We start from the raw sequence: 16,059 nt of genomic DNA, 5'->3' as shown, positions 1-16,059 counted from the left end.
CCGTCTCGTCGGCCAAGCGGCCTCCGATCCACCTCCCCATCGCTGCGCGACGGGGAGGAGACTACATCTTCGGTATCGGATTCGTCCTCGGGTCCGGCCCGTTCGTCACCACCCGGTGCCGGTCGCCCAGATCCTTGACGACGATCACCCCCTCGAACCCGGCCGCCTCGAACAGGGCCTTGACCTGCGGGCCCTGATCGAAGCCGATCTCGACGGCAAAGGTCCCACCGGGCTTCAAGATACGCATGATCTCGGGGGCGAGGTCGCGGTAAGCCTGCAACCCGTCCGGCCCGCCGTCCAGGGCCAGGATCGGATCGTGCTCGCGCACCTCGGGGTCCAGGCCGGCGATGTCGTCGGTCGGGATATAGGGCGGGTTGGACGCCACGAAGTCGAAGCTGTGATCCCCGAATCCCGCCGCCCATTCGGTCCTCAGGAAGGCGGCGCGACCGTCGAGATCGAGATTGGCCGCATTCTCCTTCGCCACCGCCAGGGCCTCGGACGAGATGTCGGTGCCGACGCCGGACGCCGCCGGACGCTCCGCCAGCACGGCCAGCAGGATAGCCCCCGACCCGGTCCCCAGGTCGATCATGCTGAAGGCCTCATGCGGTGCAAACGCCAGCATGGCGATGTCGAGGATGGTCTCGGTGTCCGGTCGGGGGCTGAGCACGTCGGGGGTGACGTTCAGCATGATCTTCCAGAACCCCTTGCGGCCCAGGATGCGCGACACCGGCTCCCGCCTCAGCCGCCGCTCGACATAGCCGTCCATCACCTCCGCCTGTTCGGCCGTCACGGCGCGATAGGGATCGGTCAGGATGTCCATCCGGCTGGCCCCGGTCGCGGCCTCCAGCAACAGGCGGGCGTCGATGGAGGGGCTGTCGATACGGCCGGCCTTCAACCGGGCCTGCGCCGACTTCCATGCGGAAACGAGGGTGATCTGTTCGCTCATGCCGGGCTGATTACCGGATCACCGACCGCGATGCGACCACCCGTTTCGATCGAACAATACAGGCCCGTCAGCACATGGCCGTAGAGGTCATGCAGGCTCTTGACCACCGCCATGTCCCGCATCCCCGTCGCCGGATCGACCTCGGTGGCGGCACAGCGCACGATCGGCTTGTCGCCACGCAGGGTCACCGCACCGAGGCCCAGCACCGGCCCCGCCGCTTCGGCGTCCGGCCGTCCCCAACCGTTCTCGGCCCACGGCTGCCAGCCCTCGACCCAGACATTGGCCCGGAACCGCAAGGGGTCCACCGGCCGCCCCAGCCGTTGTTCCAGATCGCGGACACTGGCCAGGTTCAGCACCGACACCCGGCCCCGCATCGAATCCATGAACCGATGGCGCGGCCCGGCCTCGATCAGCCTGAGCGGCCCCGTCGCCTCGTCGCCCAGAAACGCCGCCAGCCTCTCGCAGAACTCGGCGCGGTCGCCGGCATCGTCCATCCGCACGGCCAGGGGCTCGCAATCCATCTCCGCGTGCAGCACATTCGCCGCCTCATCCCACCGCGTTCGCACCCGCGCCAGGATCGCCTGGCGCATCAGCACCGTGAACTTCTGCTTGGGCAGATGCGCAGGGACCGCCGGATCGAACCCCGACACCCCGTTCTCCACCGCCCAGATCCGGTCGCCCGGAAACCAGCCGTCGGCCTCCAGCACGGCGGCCTCCAGCGGCTCAGGCGTGAACCCCTTGACCGGGTGGCGATACAGGGCGGCGATGCGGGCGGTCATGGGGCGCACCTGACGACGGGTGGCGGAATGTTGGTGTCCTTCAGAATGTCCAGGTCCGGTTCCGCACCCAACAGCGGTTCCGCTTGACGGGTGTAGCCCGCATCCTGAAGTTTCTGACCGATCACTCGGCCAAGCCAGGGGCTTCCGGCTCGACCGGGACCGGACTGGAGACTGACCAGGGCCGCGCAGGCCAGATCAGGCCGCCGGTTCGCGATCAGCATGTCGATCCACTGATCTTGCAGACTTTCGGCCTCCCAAGGTTCCAGAAGCCGACCAGACGGTGACGCCAAGAGGGCCTCGTATCGCCGCGAGACGACCGCGAGCTTCTCCGCATTGCCCCTGATGCGAGACGGTAGCTCTTCGATCCTGCTCAAAGTTCCTCGCGATGACCGGGTCTCGTCATGATGCAAACCCAGGATTCGCATCCGGATACCATAGGCCTCCCGTGTCATTTGCTCTGCCTCAGGCGTGACGTCATCGCCCAGAACCTCGAATTCGACCGTCGCGTAGTCGGCGAGCGCCATCGCGAGCTGGCGGCTATTCGGCGTGAAGGCACTTCTGGCTTCGGTCGCCGCGCGCTTCAGATAGGGCAGGCTCGCAGCCTTCTCGTCCCGCGCGAATATTGCCATTCCATACGCGGTGAGCAGCCGGGTGCGCTCAGTGTGATCCTGCCCCACGGTTCCGAGAAGTGTTTCAAAACGCCTGTCTCCTTCAATCCGTCCCTGGCGCGCCCATGCGGAGACCGGTTTGGCGACCGCTCGATCAAAAGCCTCTTCCGACCAGGCTCCGGTCGTAGGATCTTGCAGGTCGAGTCCGGAAGGTGAGGTTCGGGGAACAGGGATCGCGGACATCATGAGGGCTGAAGCGATGATGATCGAGCGAAACACCGGGTCCTCCCCGTCACGTGCTGGAACGACAGCCAAGCTCGACCGTTAGCCGGGCATGATCAGACTTACGCCGCCGACCAGGAACCGCAAGGCATCGGTTGGCGTCACCACCCTCTGGCGCTTCGTCGGTGCCGCGGTCGCAGGGCTCGCCGCCGGGGCCGGGGCGGCGCATCTGCTGTATGCCAAGGGGCACAAGTTCGGGATCGAGCTCAGACCCCGACGCCCCGAAGCCCTGACACCGCCTGCGCCGACGCCCGAGGATCACGACCGCCGAGATCCGGGTCGAGGACGTCTGGCGGCGCGGCCGGAGCACATCCCGCACAAGGGCTGGGTCGATATCGGCTGGCGGGTCGGGGGGGCTTATTTCGGGGATCGGGTCGGGTTCGTGGCGGGGGGCGTGACCTTCTTCATGGTGCTGAGCCTGTTCCCGACCCTGGCGGCCTTCGTCACCCTGTATGGCTTGTTCGCCGATCCGGCCGACGCCTGGAGCCGGCTGCAATTCCTCTATTCGGTCCTGCCCGCCAATGTCGCCGGATTCCTGGGTGGGGAGATGCAGCGGCTGGCGTCCAACACCTCGTCCCAGCTGACCTTCACCCTGATCTGGACCTTCGGCCTGTCGCTGTGGACGGCCAACGGCGGGATCAAGACGCTCTTCTATGGGCTGAACGTCGCCTATCACGAGGTCGAGAAACGCAACATCGTCCGCTACAACCTGATCTGTCTGGCCTTCACCCTGACGGGTCTTGCGTCCGTGCTGCTGACCGCCGCCCTGGTCGTCGGGGTCCCCGTCGTCCTGTCGGTGTTCGGCCTGGAGGATGAGTTCGCCCATCTGGCCTGGCTGCGCTGGCCGGTGCTGTTCCTGGTCTATGTCACGGCCCTGACCGTCATCTATCGCTTCGGGCCCTGTCGCCAGAAGGCCCGGTGGCGCTGGCTGACGCCGGGGGCCCTGTTTGCAGCGGTCCTGAGCCTCAGCGTCTCCTTCCTGTTCAGCTGGTACCTGACCACCTTTGTCAGGACCGATTCCTACGGGCCCCTGGCGGCCTTCATGGGCTTTCTGCTGTGGATCTGGATCACGGTGCAGATCATCCTGATGGGGGCCGAGGTCAATGCCGAGATCGAGCATCAGACGGCCGTCGACACCACCACCGGCGCACCCAAACCCCTGGGCGAACGCGGTGCCCTGGTGGCCGACAGCGTCGGGGCCCGTCGCGGCAACCCGGCGGCCCTGGCCTTCACCCTGAAGCACACCGAGGCCGTCGCCGATCGCCTGACCAAGCGAAAGGTCAAGGCGTCAGGCGGCAAGACCACGACCTGACCTCCGGGGCCACTCAGAAGAACAGCGGGTCGCTGCGCTTCTCCGGCGGGGCATCCGGCTCCGGCCGCTGGTCCGGCGGGTCGATGCGGCGCGACGGCGGTGTGACCTCCAGCCTCGGCTGCGGCGCGGTCGGGTCGTCGAACACCCCGGCATTGGGATCGGCGGCCTCGCCGGTCGCGTAAGGGTCCTCGATATTGCCCATCAGGTCGCCGACCGGATCGGGCGCGATCCAGCCCTCGGGCATGGCCGGTCCGTTGGGGATGGCCGGGGCGTTCAGTCGCGGCAGGGCGGCCGTCATGAAGCCCTTCCAGATCGCGGCCGGGGCCCCGCCGCCGGTCACGCCGCGCATGGGGGTAGCGTCGTCCTTGCCGACCCAGACCGCCGCCACGAAGCCGCCGGTATAGCCGACGAACCAGGCGTCCTTGTAGTCCGAGGTGGTGCCCGTCTTGCCCGCCAGATCGCGCCCGGGAATGGCGGCCGAGGCCCCCGTCCCGCCCGCGATCACCCCGCGCAGCATCTGATTCATATAATACAGCGCCGGATTGTTGATCGCCTGGGCCCCAATGCCCTCGCGCGCCGAGCGGTTGTAGATCACCCGTCCAGAAGGCGTCCGGATGCGGTTGATGCCGTAGGCCTCGACCCGCCGCCCGCCGTTGGCGAAGGCGTCATAGGCCGTCGCCATCTCGATCGGCGACACGTCGGTGGTCCCCAGCGCCATGGCAGGCTCAAGCCCGATCCGTGAGGTGATCCCGAGCCGACGCGCTGCCCGGCTGACCGCGTCGCGCCCGATCTGGTCGGCGACATAGGCCGCCACCGTATTGGTCGAGTTCTGCAGCGCCGCGCCCAGGGTCGTCGGCCCACCGAAGTTTCCGGAATAGTTGCGGGGCGACCAGGTGCCGATCTGGATCGGCTCATCGACCACCGGCGTCTGGGGCGTATAGCCGGCCTCGACCGCCGCCAGATAGACGAAGGGCTTCCACGACGACCCCGCCTGACGCCGCGCATCGACGGCCCGGTTGAACTGGCTGTCGGCATAGGATTTGCCGCCGATCATGGCCCGCACCCGGCCGTCGCCGTCCAGCGCCACCAGGGCCGCCTGCTGCACGCCCTTGCCCGCATCCCGCTCCAGGATGCGGTTCACGGCCCGCTCCGCCGCCGTCTGGATAGTCAGGTCGAGCGTCGTCTCCACGACCATGTCCTCGGTCGGTTCGCCGACCAGGCCGCGGATTTCCTTGTCCAGCCAGTCGATGAAATACTGGGCGTGCTGGGTGGCCAGCGTCCGCGACACCCGCACCGGTTCCAGCACCGCCTGCTCGCGCTGGGCGGCGGTGATGACGCCGGTTTCCTGCATCTGGTTCAGCACCACGGTGGCCCGGGTCGCCGCCCGTTCACTCTCGGACACCGGCGAGTAGCGTGACGGAGCCTTGAGCAGCCCCGCCAGCAGCGCCGCCTCACCGACCGCCAGGTTTTTGGCCGGCTTGTCGAAATACCGCTGCGACGCCGCCTCGATCCCGTAAGCCCCGGCACCGAAATAGACGCGGTTCAGATAGAGGGCCAGGATCTCCTTCTTGGAGAACTTCATCTCCAGCCAGACGGCCAGCATCAGCTCCTGCACCTTGCGCCGCATGTTCTGGTCGGGCGTCAGGAACAGGTTCTTGGCCAGCTGCTGGGTCAGGGTCGAGCCGCCCTGGACGATCCGCCCGGCCCGCATGTTGGACACCATGGCCCGGCTCATGCCGATAGGATCGAACCCCGGATGCCACCAGAACCGCCGGTCCTCGATGGCGATAAAGGCGGCCGGCACATAGTCGGGCAGGCTCTCCAGATCGGCCGGCGGTGCCTGCTGCGTCCCCCGTGTCGCGATGAGGGCGCCGTTGCGATCCAGATAGGTGATCGAAGGCTGGCGATCGACGTTGTACAGGCTGGAGGTGTCAGGCAGTCCCCGCGCGAACACGGCAAAGAACACCACCAGGAAGATCACCCCCCAGACGGCCAGCACCGATCCCCAGTAGACGACCTGCTGCAGCCGGGTGCGCGCGGGCTTGGGTCCGCCCCCGCCGCCATTCGCAGTCTTGTTTCCGAACCCCGGACCGGCCATCGACATCCTCAGAAACCCCGGCCGTCATAGCCGTTCGCGCGTCTCACCAAAACGCCCATTGTGGTGAACGCCGCGTGAAGACCTCACGCCAGCGTGATGACCCAATCGGCCCAAACCATGGCGCGCGGGTTACCGATCGGTCAGCCGCGCGGCTTGCCGTCGTCATGGCTCACCGGACAGACTCGCCTGGACCCCGTCTGACGGAACGGCGACAGCCGCAGCTTGGACTCGTGATCCGCCGCGCCCGGCTGCCCCGCGGGATGCAGGCCGCGATAGTAGAGCTTCTGCCACTGGTCGGCGGGGGCCGAGGGTTTGGCCTTCTTGACCCATTCCTGAAAGGCCCGACGTGCGGCGCTCCAGGCGTCGAAGGTCCTGAGCAGTTCGGGCTCGTCCTCCATCGGACGCAGTTCGGGCTTGAGCCGATCGACCACCCCGCGCGGGGTCGGGAAGAAGAAGCAGAAGGGCTCGTTCTCCTCGAACCGGATCCACACGTCGGGCCGGGTGAAGCGCCAGTTCATGGTGAAGGTATAGGGCGACCAGTCGGTCTCGATCACACCACCGAGCGGCGCGATGCCATCCTTGATGGCGTTGGGCGGCCCCCCGACCCACAGGTTCCAGCCTTCGGACGTGCGCATGATCCCGTCGACGTGGAAGGTGATGGTCCCGCTGCCGAACAGGGAATGGGGTGCCGACTTGGGGTCCGCCCCCTTGTCGAGCACGATCTCGACCGAACTGGCGTCCACCCCGCCATGCCAGCGCGCGGAGAATCCGCAGGGGCTCAGCACCTCCCAGCCATGCGCATTGGCGATGGCCAGCGGCAGGCAGCGATAGGCAAAGCTTTCGGGTGTGTCATTCATCCAGTCGCGACGCGCCGACGCCGGGGCGATGCGCGGGGCCCAGCCCTGGCGGACATAGCAGATCAGATCGGTCTCGGCGGCCCGGACGGGGGTGCCCCGGGGACGCTCGGGCGCCGATCCCTTCAGCCGCTTCCTCATACCGCGCCCTCACTCGCTACCGACGCGGCCTTATGCCATGGGCCCAAGACACTCGTAAGAGCGACGCGGCGCAGGTCTATACCGAAGGGGCGTCAGTCCTCGTTCCACGGCGGCGGCAGCTGACCCGACTTGAACAGGATCGTCGGGTTCTCGTCATAGTCGCCCATCTCGGTGTCGGCCGAGGCCGAGAACGCCACGACCCCCAGCCGCAAGGGGGCCAGCCGCTCGGCCTTGCGCCGCGCCTCTTCCGCCGTCTTGCAACCCATCTGCTGCTCGGCCTTCAGGCCCTTGCCGCGGCCCTGAACATAGGCTTGGACGATGTGCACGGTTTCGATGGCCATGCGGGCTTGGAGGCGTATCCGGCGGCGGGGTCAAGGGCGAACGCCGCATTCACCTGCGCCCCTCGCAATCGGCGCAATCGTCACCATATGTAGCCCCGGCCGCCGAGAGCGAACCGCCCGTTCGAGGCGGTCGATCCGCTCCGGTTTGGCCGCCTGACCGAAACGACCCCATGATCGAAGAGAGCTACGTCCGGCTGTACGCCAACGATTTCGCCCGTCTGGCCGTCCGCGCCGAACTCCGCCCCGACGACGCCGACATGCTGCCCCGCCGCATCGCCGAGGCCCGGACCCACGCCGCCGTGATGGACGCGCGCAAGGGTGCCGGCCATCTGGAGGCCCTGGTCACCCGCCTGCGCGACGAGGCCCGCCGCCCGTCGACGCCGAACCGGGGCCGTCTGGTCGAGGAAGCCGACGTCCTGGCCAAGCGCCAGAGTTTCCTCAACGGCGTCGCCGACACCCTCAGCCAGCCGGCCTGATCGCGCTCAGACCCGCCGGGCCAGCCATACGAGACCCGGTGGCCGCTGATCCGTGGCGTCGCCAATCTCCACGAACCCGTTCCCGTTCAGGATCGCGCGGTACTCCTGCGCGCCCAGACTGCCGTGATACAGGGGCTCGCCGCGCCACTGCCCGATCTGCACGCCCTCGGCCGATCCAGTGGGGAACATGATCACACCACCCGGCACGACGTGAGCCAGGATGCGCGGCAGGGCGATCCTCTGGTCCTCGGGCGTCAGGTGGAACAGGCTGAACCAGGCCAGAACGCCGTCGAACGTCCGCCCCAACTCCAGCGTCCGCATATCGCCCACGATCCATTCTCCGGCCGGCAGAGTCTGCGCCGCATGATCAAGCAGGCCTGGTACGGGATCGACCCCCGTGACGCGAAACCCGTGCTCCAGCAGCGCAGCTGCCACCGGCCATCCCGACCCGCACCCGACGTCGAGTACCCTCGCCCCCGATGGCAGACACGCCATGAACTTCGCAAGCCACCCGGCCTCGTCCAGGCCGGTTCCGCCGCACTGGCCCAGGACAGGCGCGCGGTCTTCGATCCAGCCTGCGGCCTTCTCGGAATACAGGCCGATGATCCGGTCTGCGGCCGAGTGGCGCATCGCCTATTTTGCCAGGAAGGCGTCCAGTTCGGCGTTGAACCGGTCCGGCTGGTCCAGGAAGACGAAGTGGGCCGCGTCGTCGATCCGCTTCAGCGTCACGCCGGGCAGGCTCGCGAACGAGGCCTGATAGATGGCGTCGGTGATCTCGGGCGTCATGCGCGGATCGTTGAACTTCACATAGACCACCTCGGTCGGGGCCGTGATCTTCGACAGTTCGGACCGCAGGTCGGTCAGGATCAGTTCGCGGAAGGCCGAGGACGAGACCTGCTGGTCGCTGTTGATCGTGTCCTCGATCGGACCGGCGCGCTTGGATTCGGTCGCGATCATGCCGGTGACGGAAGCCACGGCCTGGGTGCGATAGGCGTCGGCCGGGCTGTTGGCCATGCCCTGATAGACCTGCTCGGCGATGGGCGCGACGCTTTCGGCCGTGGCACCGGGCGGGCCGAACATCGCCCCCATGAAGGGCACCATGTCCACGACCATCAGCTTGCCGACCAGGGCCGGATGGCGCGCCGCCAGCATCATCCCGATCGTCCCGCCCATCGAATGGCCGACGACGGCGGGCTTATCCAGCCCCTGTTCGGTGATATAGCGCGCAATCTCCTCAGCCACCGGCGCGGCGACCGGCCCGGTCGCATTGCCCTCGGCCGGAGCCCCGGCGAAGCCCTGGATGTGGATGCGGTGCACCCGCCAGCCGTTCCCGAGATGCTCGACCGTCCCGTCCCAGACCTCGGGCGAGGAACTCAGGCCGGGGATCAGGATGATGTCCTTGCCGCCCTCGGCGCCATCGACGCGGACGTGCATCCGGTCGGAGTCGAAATCGACGTGGTGGTGGCCGTGGTCGGCCGGTTCGGCATGGGCCGCATGCCCGTCCTGGGCGGCGACACCGCTACCCATGGCCAGGTTGGCCAGCAGGCCGACGGCGGCGATCAGGCCGGTAAGCAGTTGCGCATTCATGGTCGTTGTCCCTCGGATCGGCGACGATCGCGCCGTTTCCTCCTAGTCGTCGCAGTTAATGCGATTGGATGCGGGCGGAATAGGGACCGGTCAATTTTTCGTTGGTCCCGTCCGGATCGCGGGTCGGGCGTTGACCCCCGCCGGACCGGCGCACACACTCGACTTCTGGTGGAGTAACGTGTGTTCGAATGAGTCTTCTGTCCTGGCGAACCCTCACCCTGCCCCGGCGAAAGACCTCAACGGCTCAAGAGATTTCCCCGCCCCCGGCACCGCTTGACGGCCCCTGGAACTACAACCGCAAGCACACCGACCCCAGCTGCCTGATGACCGAGCCCGACGGCGGTCGCTATCGGCGTTCCTGGATCGAGGGCGGTCTGTCGATCCAGTCGGACGGCAACGTCACCTGCGGCCTCGACGATCCGCACAGCCGACGCAGCTTCGGCAACATCTATCGCCAGTCCCTGGCCGAGATCTGGGCCAATCCCGAATACGAAACCCTTCAGGCCCGCCTGTGGAAGGGGCGTCGCTGCACCGAATGCAACCTGTCACAGGCGGTCGCCGAGGACGCGCCCGACACCCTGCCCGAACGGCCCGCGCGCCCCACCACCCTGGTGGTCGAGACCACCGTCCGCTGCAACCTGCGTTGCGACCAGCCGGCCTGCAAGCCGAACAACGACCGGGACATCAAGACCCGCGATTCCGACTTCCTCGACCTGGACGCCTTCGCCTCGGTGATGGACGATCTGGAGGGCTCGCTCAGCCACGTCTTCTTCTTCAACTACGGCGACCCATTCGTGAACGTCCAGGCCGCCGACATGCTGGAACATATCCAGCGCACCAATCCCCAGGCGCGGGTCAACACCACGACCAACGGCATCCCCCTGTCGAACCTGGATCGCGCGCGAAAGGTCGTGGCGGCCGGCGCGCTAGACTTCATCCAGTTCACCATCAGCGGCGTGACCCAGGAGGCCTACGCCCGCTATCACGTGGGCGGCAGGCTCGACTTGGCGATGAAGGGCATGGCCAATCTGCTTCAGGCGCGACGCGAGCTCGGCGTGACCACGCCCCGGGTCCAGTGGCGCTATCTGGTCTTCGACTGGAACGATACCGAGGCCGAGGTCGAAGAGGCGCTGCGTCTGGCCGAGGACTACGGCGTCGACGAGTTCCGCCTTCACCTGACCCATGTGCCCCTGACCGCCATCTCGACGCGGTTCGCGCGCGGCGGCCCGATGTTCTCGCGCTACCGGGCCCACATCGACAACGCCTTCGGCTATACGCAGCACTGCCCGCCGGCACCCAACGACGACGGGGTCTATCACATTGAGGGCTCACCCGATGAGAGGTTGCGCTGGACCAGTTGGCAGGCGCGAAAGACCGTTCGCGTCCGCAACGGCACGGCGCGGATCGCCTTCATGACCAACCGACCCGGTTCCGACGTTCACACGACCCACGTCTTCGTCGTGACGCCCTGGCAAAGGCTCAAGGTCCCGGTCGCGCCCGACGGCTGGCACAGTATTTCCCTGATCGTGCCGGACGGCACGGCGGAGACGATCACGGTCGAACTGTTCACGCTCGACGACTGGAACCCGACGGAAATGACCGACGGCTGGGACACCCGCTGTCTCGGCGTCCTGATGCTCGAGGACGACGAACAGGCCGAGGGCCTGCCCATCTGGCAGACCTACGCCGAGGTCACGCCGGACGAGCAGCGCCGGCTTGACGCGTTCCGCTACGAAACGCGCGCGCCCCTGATCGACTGGTAGAGGCCGCCGGTCAGGCCGACCGCTGCTTCAGCGGCGCTGTCCCGTCCGACAGGCTTTCGTTCAGATAGACCTCGGCCTCCTGGGCCGGAAGCGCGGGTGCATAGCCGAAGCCCTGGCCATAGTGGCAGCTGGCGTCGAGCAGAAGCTTGGCCAGAGAGGCGTTCTCCACGCCCTCGGCGACGACTTCCAGGTTCAGGTCGCGACCCAGGTTGACGACCGACTTGACGATCTTGGCCGAGCCCTCGTCCTTGTCCATGGTCAGCACGAAATAGCGGTCGATCTTCAGCGTATCGAACGGCAGCCGCGCCAGATAGCTCAGCGACGAGAAGCCGGTCCCGAAATCGTCGAGCGCCAGCGACGCCCCGACGTCCTTGAGCTTTTGCAGGATCACCGCGGCCTTTTCGGTATCGCGCATGATGTCGCCCTCGGTGACCTCGAGCTTGAGGGCGCCGCGCGGCAGGCCGGTCTCCCTGATGACCCGGGCGACGTCCTCGATCAGGTTGGGCCGCTCGATCTCGCCGACCGACAGATTGACCGAACAGAACAGCTTGCCCGCGCGCGGATGCCGCCGCAGCCAGTCCGACAGCTGGCGCGCCGACTGGGTCATCATCATCAGGCCCAGATCGTTCATCAGGCCCATTTCCTCGGTCAGGCCCAGAAATTCGTCGGGCGGGACCAGGCCGCGCTTGGGATGCCGCCACCGCGCCAGGGCCTCGAACCCGGCCACCGCCCCGGTGTTCAGGTTCACGATCGGCTGGAAAAAGGGCTCGATCTCGCCGCGTACGAAGGCGTTCCTCAGGTCCGCCTCCAGTGCCAGCCGGCTGAGGGAATCGCTCTCAAGCGCCCGGCCATAGGCCGCCGCCCCCGACCGCCCCGCGCCCTTGGCCTGGCCCACCGCCAGTTCGACCCGGCGAAGCAGTTCGGCCGCATCCGCCGCATCGGCACCGCCTTCGCAGGACACGAAGCCGATCGAAACGGTCGGATAGATGTCGAATCCCGCAACCCTCAGCGGCTGCTCCAGCGCCTCGCGCACCCGTTCGGCCGCATTGCCCGTGGCGGGGCGCGGCAGCAGGATCGCGAACTCGTCCTCGCCGATCCGCGCCGGGGACGCCTGATCCGAAAACGCCGCCGCCAGGCGCGAGCCCAGGGCCGACAGCACCAGATCGGTCCGCTCATGGCCGAGCGCCTCGTTCAGCCGCCGCAAACGATCCACGTCGGCGACCACCAGCTCATAATCGCCGGGTACGGCCAGCACGTCGGCGGCCCGCGCCAGGAAGCCACGCCGGTCCAGCAGACCGGTCAGTTGATCCTTCTGCGCGCCCGCAAACTTGGTCTCCAGCGCCACCAGACCCGCGGCCCGCAAGCCGTCCTCCAGCCAGACACCCCGCCACAGACAGGTCTCGGATCCGCGCATCCGCAGGCGCACGGCGATCTCGGTCCCCTCCTCGCGCGGCGTCAGCAGGCCCTCGGCCAGCGACCGGTCCTGCGGCAGGGTTACGGCGACGAAGGCGGCGGCCGAGCATTCGGGGGCCAGCGGTCCCAGTCCCAGCGGCCGGGTCGATCCGGTGAACCGCATTTCGTCCAGCGCCGGCGTCCAGATCCACAGCGCCGAGTCGGCGGCGGCCAGGGCCTCGATCGCCGTCGTCGCGTCCCAAGCCAGGGTTCTGGAGCGCGTGGCGTTCACGACGGGGCGGTATCCTTTGCGACTGGCCTTAAGCGTCGGCCCGTTCGGCGTCTTCTGACAAGAGGCCGAACAGAAGATGATCTGCCCATCGCCCGTTAATTTTCAGATAAGCCCGCGCCTCGCCCTCCTTGCGGAACCCGGACTTCTCCAGCACCCGCCGCGACGCCGTATTGATCGGCAGGCAGGACGCCTCCAGCCGGTGCAGCCTCAGGTCGGCAAACGCATAGCGCGCCACGGCCCGCACCGCCGCCGTCGCATGGCCCGCCCCCGCATAGGGCTGGCCGATCCAGTAGCCCAGGGTCCCGGTCTCGGCGACGCCGCGCCGAACGTTCGACAGGGTCACCGCCCCCAGCAACACCCGCCCGGCCGTGTCGAAGATGAAGAAGGGCCAGGCGTTGCCCAGCTCGAGCTCGCGCGCATAGACCGTCAGCCGCCGACGATAGGCCGCCCGCGTCAGGTCATCCTCGGGCCAGGCCGGCTCCCACGGCTGCAGATAGTCCCGCGACGCCTCACGAAGATCGGCCCAGGCCTGATAGTCGCCCGCGCGCGGCGGCCGCAACATCACCCCATGCCCCCGCACATGGGGACCGGCAGCGTCCGTCATCCAGTCGAGCAGGGCCATGGGCGGGTACGATAGTCGACTCCCTCTCCCATGGGGAGAGGGCTTGAGCGCCCGAGAGCGTCAGCGATCGGACTTGCGCTACCCGTAGGGCGGCGCGGAGCAGTCAAAGGGTGAGGGGCACCGTGCCAACCGGTAAGGGCAGAACCCCTCACCCTTTCGGCTTGGCGCATCGCTGCGCTCTGCGAGCCTCAAGCCCTCTCCCTATGGGAGAGCGATACCGAGCCCCTTCACGAACGCTACCCCTGCCCCGTTCGCCCCCTTCGGCCCCAGTACCGCCGTAGCCGCCTTGCCCGAGGCCAGCACCCGCATCCCGACCCGCTTCAGATCGTCCGCCCTCACCGCCGTGATCTTCGCCACGCTGGCCTCGGACGACAACGGCGCGCCATAGACCAGCGTTTGCGCCGCATTGCGCCCCGCCCGGCTGGCCGGGCTCTCGTCCGACATCCACAGGCCCGCCGTCTGCACCGCCTTGGCCCGCGACAGCTCGGCGACGCTCGGCCCATCGGTCGCCAGCGACCGGATCTCGTCGGCGCAGACCTGGGCCAGTTCGACCGCCCGGTCCGCCGCCGCCCCGGCATAGATGCCCAGCACGCCCGTATCCTCATAGGCCTCGTGATAGGCGTCGACGGCATAGGCCAGGCCCCGTTCCTCGCGAGCGCTCTGGAACAGCCGCGACGCCATCCCGCCGCCCAGGATCTCGGTGAACAGCCGCATGGCCGGCAGGTCCGGATCGGTCGCCGACAGGGCCGGCAGTTGGAACACCAGATTGGCCTGTTCGATCTTGCGGCTCAGCGTCGCCGTCCCGCCCACGAAGCTCGCCGGTTCCGGCGCATCCGCCGCCCGCGCCACCGCATCCCCGAACCAGCGCTCGGCGAGGGCCAGAAGCTCGGCCGCGTCCACCGCGCCCGACACCGACACCACCATCCGGTCGGGCGAATACAGTCGCGCGCGCCAATCGCCGATCGACTCGCGCTTCACCGGCTTCAGGCTCTCGACCGAACCCAGGATCGGCCGCCCCATCGACTGGCCGGCAAAGGCCCTGGTCTGGGCCATCTCGAACACCTGGTCGTCAGGGGTGTCGAAGGCCTCGGCGATCTCCTGGGCCACCACGTCCTTCTCGCGCTCGATCTCGACGGGATCGAGGGTGGGGCGGAACACCAGGTCCGACACCACCTGCATGGCCAGGCCGAGTGACCCGTCCAGGGCCCGAACCTCGAAACTGGTCCGCTCGTAACCGGTGGCGGCGTTGATCGATCCGCCCTCGGCCTCGATCCGTTCGACGATGTCGCGCGCGGCCATCTCGCCTGCGCCCTTGAAGACCAGGTGTTCCAGCAGGTGCGACCAGCCGGACTGGGCCTCGGCCTCCCAGCGCGCGCCTCCGCGCACGGCGACGGACAGGGCCAGGGTGCGCAGGCCCGGCATCGGATCACAGACGACGCGAACGCCGTTGGACAGGGTATGAAGTGTGGTCAGGACGGGTCTTTCTCAGGCTCCCGGCGCATCCGGCGCCAGAGCATGGCCACATAGAAACCCACCAGGGCGATCGCCAGTCCGAACCAGGTCATCGCATAGCCGAGGTGGTTGTTGGAAAACGCCGCCGGGGGAGCCGAAGCGGTCAGGGCCCCGATCTCGGGATTGGGCGAGGTCAGGGCGAACAGGGTGAACTCCGACACGGCCGGAGCCCCCAGTGCCTGCGCCATCGCCGCGCTGTCCCGAGCATAGAAGCGGTTACCGGCGGGCGGCGGCGTCATCGCATTGCCCGCCCCCGGCGTCCGCCTGAGCTCGACCAGCAGCGACAGGGGCATGGTCGATTCGATCACCCGGGGCCGGGCCGAAACGCCTTCGGGCGCGAAGCCCCGGTCGATCAGCAGGGGTGTCTCAACGCCCGGCGCCCGGCACAGGGAGATCAGCCGTGACCCCGGCTCGCCGTCATGGATCGACTGAAGCTCCACGAACGGCGCGGTCGCCAGTCCCGGACAGACCACGAGCGCCCGCCGGAACTCCGGATCGGGTGCCGTCAGCACGTCGGAAAGCGCAGCGGGCGCGGCCTTTGCCGCCGCCTCGGACCGGGCGATCAGGCCCTCCTTCCACGCCAGCCGTTGCACCTGCCAGACCCCGAGTCCGATCAGCAGGGCCAGGGCGGGGGCCGTGAACAGGGTCAGCAGCCACGGAAAGCGGCTCACCGCGCGCCGTCCATCTTGCCCCGCATCTGCAGCGCGATCATCAGTCCCTTGCCCGGCCGCATCAGCCCGATCGACAGTCCCGCCACCAGCGGCAGCGACACCAGCAGCAACAGCCAGATCGGCGGATCGAAGGCGATCTGCACATAGAGGGCCGAGAACACCACCAGCCCGCCGGCGATCTGCATGATGAAGATCGCCGCCCCGTCGCCGGTGTTCATGCGGCTGTAGTCGAAGCCGCAGACGGCGCACCGATCCACGACCTTCAGGAAGCCGGCGAACAGCCTGCCCTTGCCGCAGTTCGGGCATCGACAAAGCAGTCCGGCCCGGATCGCATTGATCCGGGCCGGCTTTGCAGGTTCGAGAGGCAGGACTGGGTCCAACGC

Annotated in this window: 16 protein-coding genes; 3 read left to right on the top strand and 13 right to left on the bottom strand. The window is 68.0% G+C overall.

Annotation, left to right across the window (positions count from 1 at the left end; genetic code table 11):
* Positions 1–61: 61 nt before the first annotated feature.
* The 3 genes from prmC to O5K39_RS06390 are packed head-to-tail and all read right to left on the bottom strand — an operon-like array spanning position 62 to position 2,612.
* Positions 62–946, bottom strand: a complete 885-nt coding sequence (gene prmC, locus O5K39_RS06400) for a peptide chain release factor N(5)-glutamine methyltransferase (RefSeq protein ID WP_271146442.1) — start codon at positions 944–946, stop codon at positions 62–64.
* Positions 943–1,725 (bottom strand): MOSC N-terminal beta barrel domain-containing protein, encoded by a 783-nt coding sequence (locus O5K39_RS06395; RefSeq protein ID WP_271146441.1) that lies wholly within the window; start codon positions 1,723–1,725, stop codon positions 943–945. The genes prmC and O5K39_RS06395 overlap by 4 nt, the downstream gene beginning before the upstream one ends.
* Positions 1,722–2,612, bottom strand: a complete 891-nt coding sequence (locus O5K39_RS06390; protein WP_271146440.1) for a hypothetical protein — start codon at positions 2,610–2,612, stop codon at positions 1,722–1,724. Before O5K39_RS06390 ends, O5K39_RS06395 begins: the two co-directional genes overlap by 4 nt.
* A gap of 55 nt (positions 2,613–2,667) precedes the next feature.
* On the opposite strand from O5K39_RS06390, the gene O5K39_RS06385 reads away from it, so the two are divergent.
* Complete coding sequence (locus tag O5K39_RS06385) at positions 2,668–3,927, top strand: YihY/virulence factor BrkB family protein (protein ID WP_271146439.1); 1,260 nt, start codon at positions 2,668–2,670, stop codon at positions 3,925–3,927.
* A gap of 13 nt (positions 3,928–3,940) precedes the next feature.
* Here O5K39_RS06385 and O5K39_RS06380 read toward each other — a convergent pair whose 3' ends face one another.
* From O5K39_RS06380 to O5K39_RS06370, 3 genes are all read right to left on the bottom strand, one after another.
* Positions 3,941–6,025 (bottom strand): PBP1A family penicillin-binding protein, encoded by a 2,085-nt coding sequence (locus tag O5K39_RS06380; RefSeq protein ID WP_271146438.1) that lies wholly within the window; start codon positions 6,023–6,025, stop codon positions 3,941–3,943.
* Positions 6,026–6,165: 140 nt separating this feature from the next.
* Entirely contained in the window at positions 6,166–7,020 is an 855-nt protein-coding gene (locus O5K39_RS06375; protein WP_271146437.1) for a DUF6065 family protein, read from the bottom strand.
* A gap of 92 nt (positions 7,021–7,112) precedes the next feature.
* Complete coding sequence (locus O5K39_RS06370) at positions 7,113–7,361, bottom strand: hypothetical protein (protein ID WP_271146436.1); 249 nt, start codon at positions 7,359–7,361, stop codon at positions 7,113–7,115.
* Positions 7,362–7,531: 170 nt separating this feature from the next.
* Here O5K39_RS06370 and O5K39_RS06365 point away from each other — a divergent pair, with 170 nt between their 5' ends.
* Positions 7,532–7,837, top strand: a complete 306-nt coding sequence (locus O5K39_RS06365; RefSeq protein ID WP_271146435.1) for a hypothetical protein — start codon at positions 7,532–7,534, stop codon at positions 7,835–7,837.
* A 6-nt stretch (positions 7,838–7,843) separates the two neighbouring features.
* Here the strand turns inward: O5K39_RS06365 and O5K39_RS06360 are convergent, their stop codons facing one another.
* On the bottom strand, positions 7,844–8,467 hold the full coding sequence (locus O5K39_RS06360; RefSeq protein ID WP_271146434.1) for a class I SAM-dependent methyltransferase: 624 nt from the start codon (positions 8,465–8,467) through the stop codon (positions 7,844–7,846).
* Between the two features lie 3 nt (positions 8,468–8,470).
* The gene (locus O5K39_RS06355) at positions 8,471–9,424 is read right to left on the bottom strand and encodes an alpha/beta hydrolase (RefSeq protein WP_271146433.1); all 954 of its coding nucleotides are present in this window, start codon (positions 9,422–9,424) and stop codon (positions 8,471–8,473) included.
* A gap of 188 nt (positions 9,425–9,612) precedes the next feature.
* Between O5K39_RS06355 and O5K39_RS06350 the strand changes: the two genes are divergently transcribed.
* The gene (locus tag O5K39_RS06350; protein WP_271146432.1) at positions 9,613–11,187 is read left to right on the top strand and encodes an SPASM domain-containing protein; all 1,575 of its coding nucleotides are present in this window, start codon (positions 9,613–9,615) and stop codon (positions 11,185–11,187) included.
* A 10-nt stretch (positions 11,188–11,197) separates the two neighbouring features.
* Here O5K39_RS06350 and O5K39_RS06345 read toward each other — a convergent pair whose 3' ends face one another.
* The 5 genes from O5K39_RS06345 to O5K39_RS06325 all read right to left on the bottom strand — a co-directional run bounded on the left by O5K39_RS06345 (position 11,198) and on the right by O5K39_RS06325 (position 16,056).
* Positions 11,198–12,871: a bifunctional diguanylate cyclase/phosphodiesterase gene (locus O5K39_RS06345; protein WP_271146431.1), complete on the bottom strand. Its 1,674-nt coding sequence runs from the start codon at positions 12,869–12,871 to the stop codon at positions 11,198–11,200.
* 28 nt (positions 12,872–12,899) lie between these two features.
* Positions 12,900–13,493 carry a GNAT family protein gene (locus O5K39_RS06340; RefSeq protein WP_271146430.1) on the bottom strand — a complete coding sequence of 198 codons (594 nt, stop codon included), beginning with the start codon at positions 13,491–13,493 and terminating at the stop codon, positions 12,900–12,902.
* Positions 13,494–13,694: 201 nt separating this feature from the next.
* Entirely contained in the window at positions 13,695–14,915 is a 1,221-nt protein-coding gene (locus tag O5K39_RS06335; protein ID WP_271146429.1) for a pitrilysin family protein, read from the bottom strand.
* Between the two features lie 47 nt (positions 14,916–14,962).
* Positions 14,963–15,676: an SURF1 family protein gene (locus O5K39_RS06330; RefSeq protein ID WP_271146428.1), complete on the bottom strand. Its 714-nt coding sequence runs from the start codon at positions 15,674–15,676 to the stop codon at positions 14,963–14,965.
* Positions 15,673–16,056, bottom strand: a complete 384-nt coding sequence (locus O5K39_RS06325) for a DUF983 domain-containing protein (RefSeq protein ID WP_271146427.1) — start codon at positions 16,054–16,056, stop codon at positions 15,673–15,675. The genes O5K39_RS06330 and O5K39_RS06325 overlap by 4 nt, the downstream gene beginning before the upstream one ends.
* Positions 16,057–16,059: the final 3 nt, after the last annotated feature.

It is taken from the genome of Brevundimonas sp. NIBR10 (assembly GCF_027912515.1).
Lineage (GTDB): Bacteria > Pseudomonadota > Alphaproteobacteria > Caulobacterales > Caulobacteraceae > Brevundimonas.
Note: the sequence above shows the minus strand (reverse complement) of the source record. Positions and strands in the feature narration are given on the sequence as shown.

Excerpts from the sequence above, each read along its gene's own strand:
- O5K39_RS06360 (WP_271146434.1), bottom strand. The coding sequence starts at position 8,467 with ATGCGCCACTCGGCCGCAGACCGGATCATCGGCCTGTATTCCGAGAAG.
- O5K39_RS06335 (WP_271146429.1), bottom strand. The coding sequence starts at position 14,915 with ATGCCGGGCCTGCGCACCCTGGCCCTGTCCGTCGCCGTGCGCGGAGGC.
- O5K39_RS06375 (WP_271146437.1), bottom strand. The coding sequence starts at position 7,020 with ATGAGGAAGCGGCTGAAGGGATCGGCGCCCGAGCGTCCCCGGGGCACC.
- O5K39_RS06340 (WP_271146430.1), bottom strand. The coding sequence starts at position 13,493 with ATGGCCCTGCTCGACTGGATGACGGACGCTGCCGGTCCCCATGTGCGG.
- O5K39_RS06355 (WP_271146433.1), bottom strand. The coding sequence starts at position 9,424 with ATGAATGCGCAACTGCTTACCGGCCTGATCGCCGCCGTCGGCCTGCTG.
- O5K39_RS06370 (WP_271146436.1), bottom strand. The coding sequence starts at position 7,361 with ATGGCCATCGAAACCGTGCACATCGTCCAAGCCTATGTTCAGGGCCGC.
- O5K39_RS06395 (WP_271146441.1), bottom strand. The coding sequence starts at position 1,725 with ATGACCGCCCGCATCGCCGCCCTGTATCGCCACCCGGTCAAGGGGTTC.
- prmC (WP_271146442.1), bottom strand. The coding sequence starts at position 946 with ATGAGCGAACAGATCACCCTCGTTTCCGCATGGAAGTCGGCGCAGGCC.
- O5K39_RS06380 (WP_271146438.1), bottom strand. The coding sequence starts at position 6,025 with ATGGCCGGTCCGGGGTTCGGAAACAAGACTGCGAATGGCGGCGGGGGC.
- O5K39_RS06350 (WP_271146432.1), top strand. The coding sequence starts at position 9,613 with ATGAGTCTTCTGTCCTGGCGAACCCTCACCCTGCCCCGGCGAAAGACC.
- O5K39_RS06385 (WP_271146439.1), top strand. The coding sequence starts at position 2,668 with ATGATCAGACTTACGCCGCCGACCAGGAACCGCAAGGCATCGGTTGGC.
- O5K39_RS06365 (WP_271146435.1), top strand. The coding sequence starts at position 7,532 with ATGATCGAAGAGAGCTACGTCCGGCTGTACGCCAACGATTTCGCCCGT.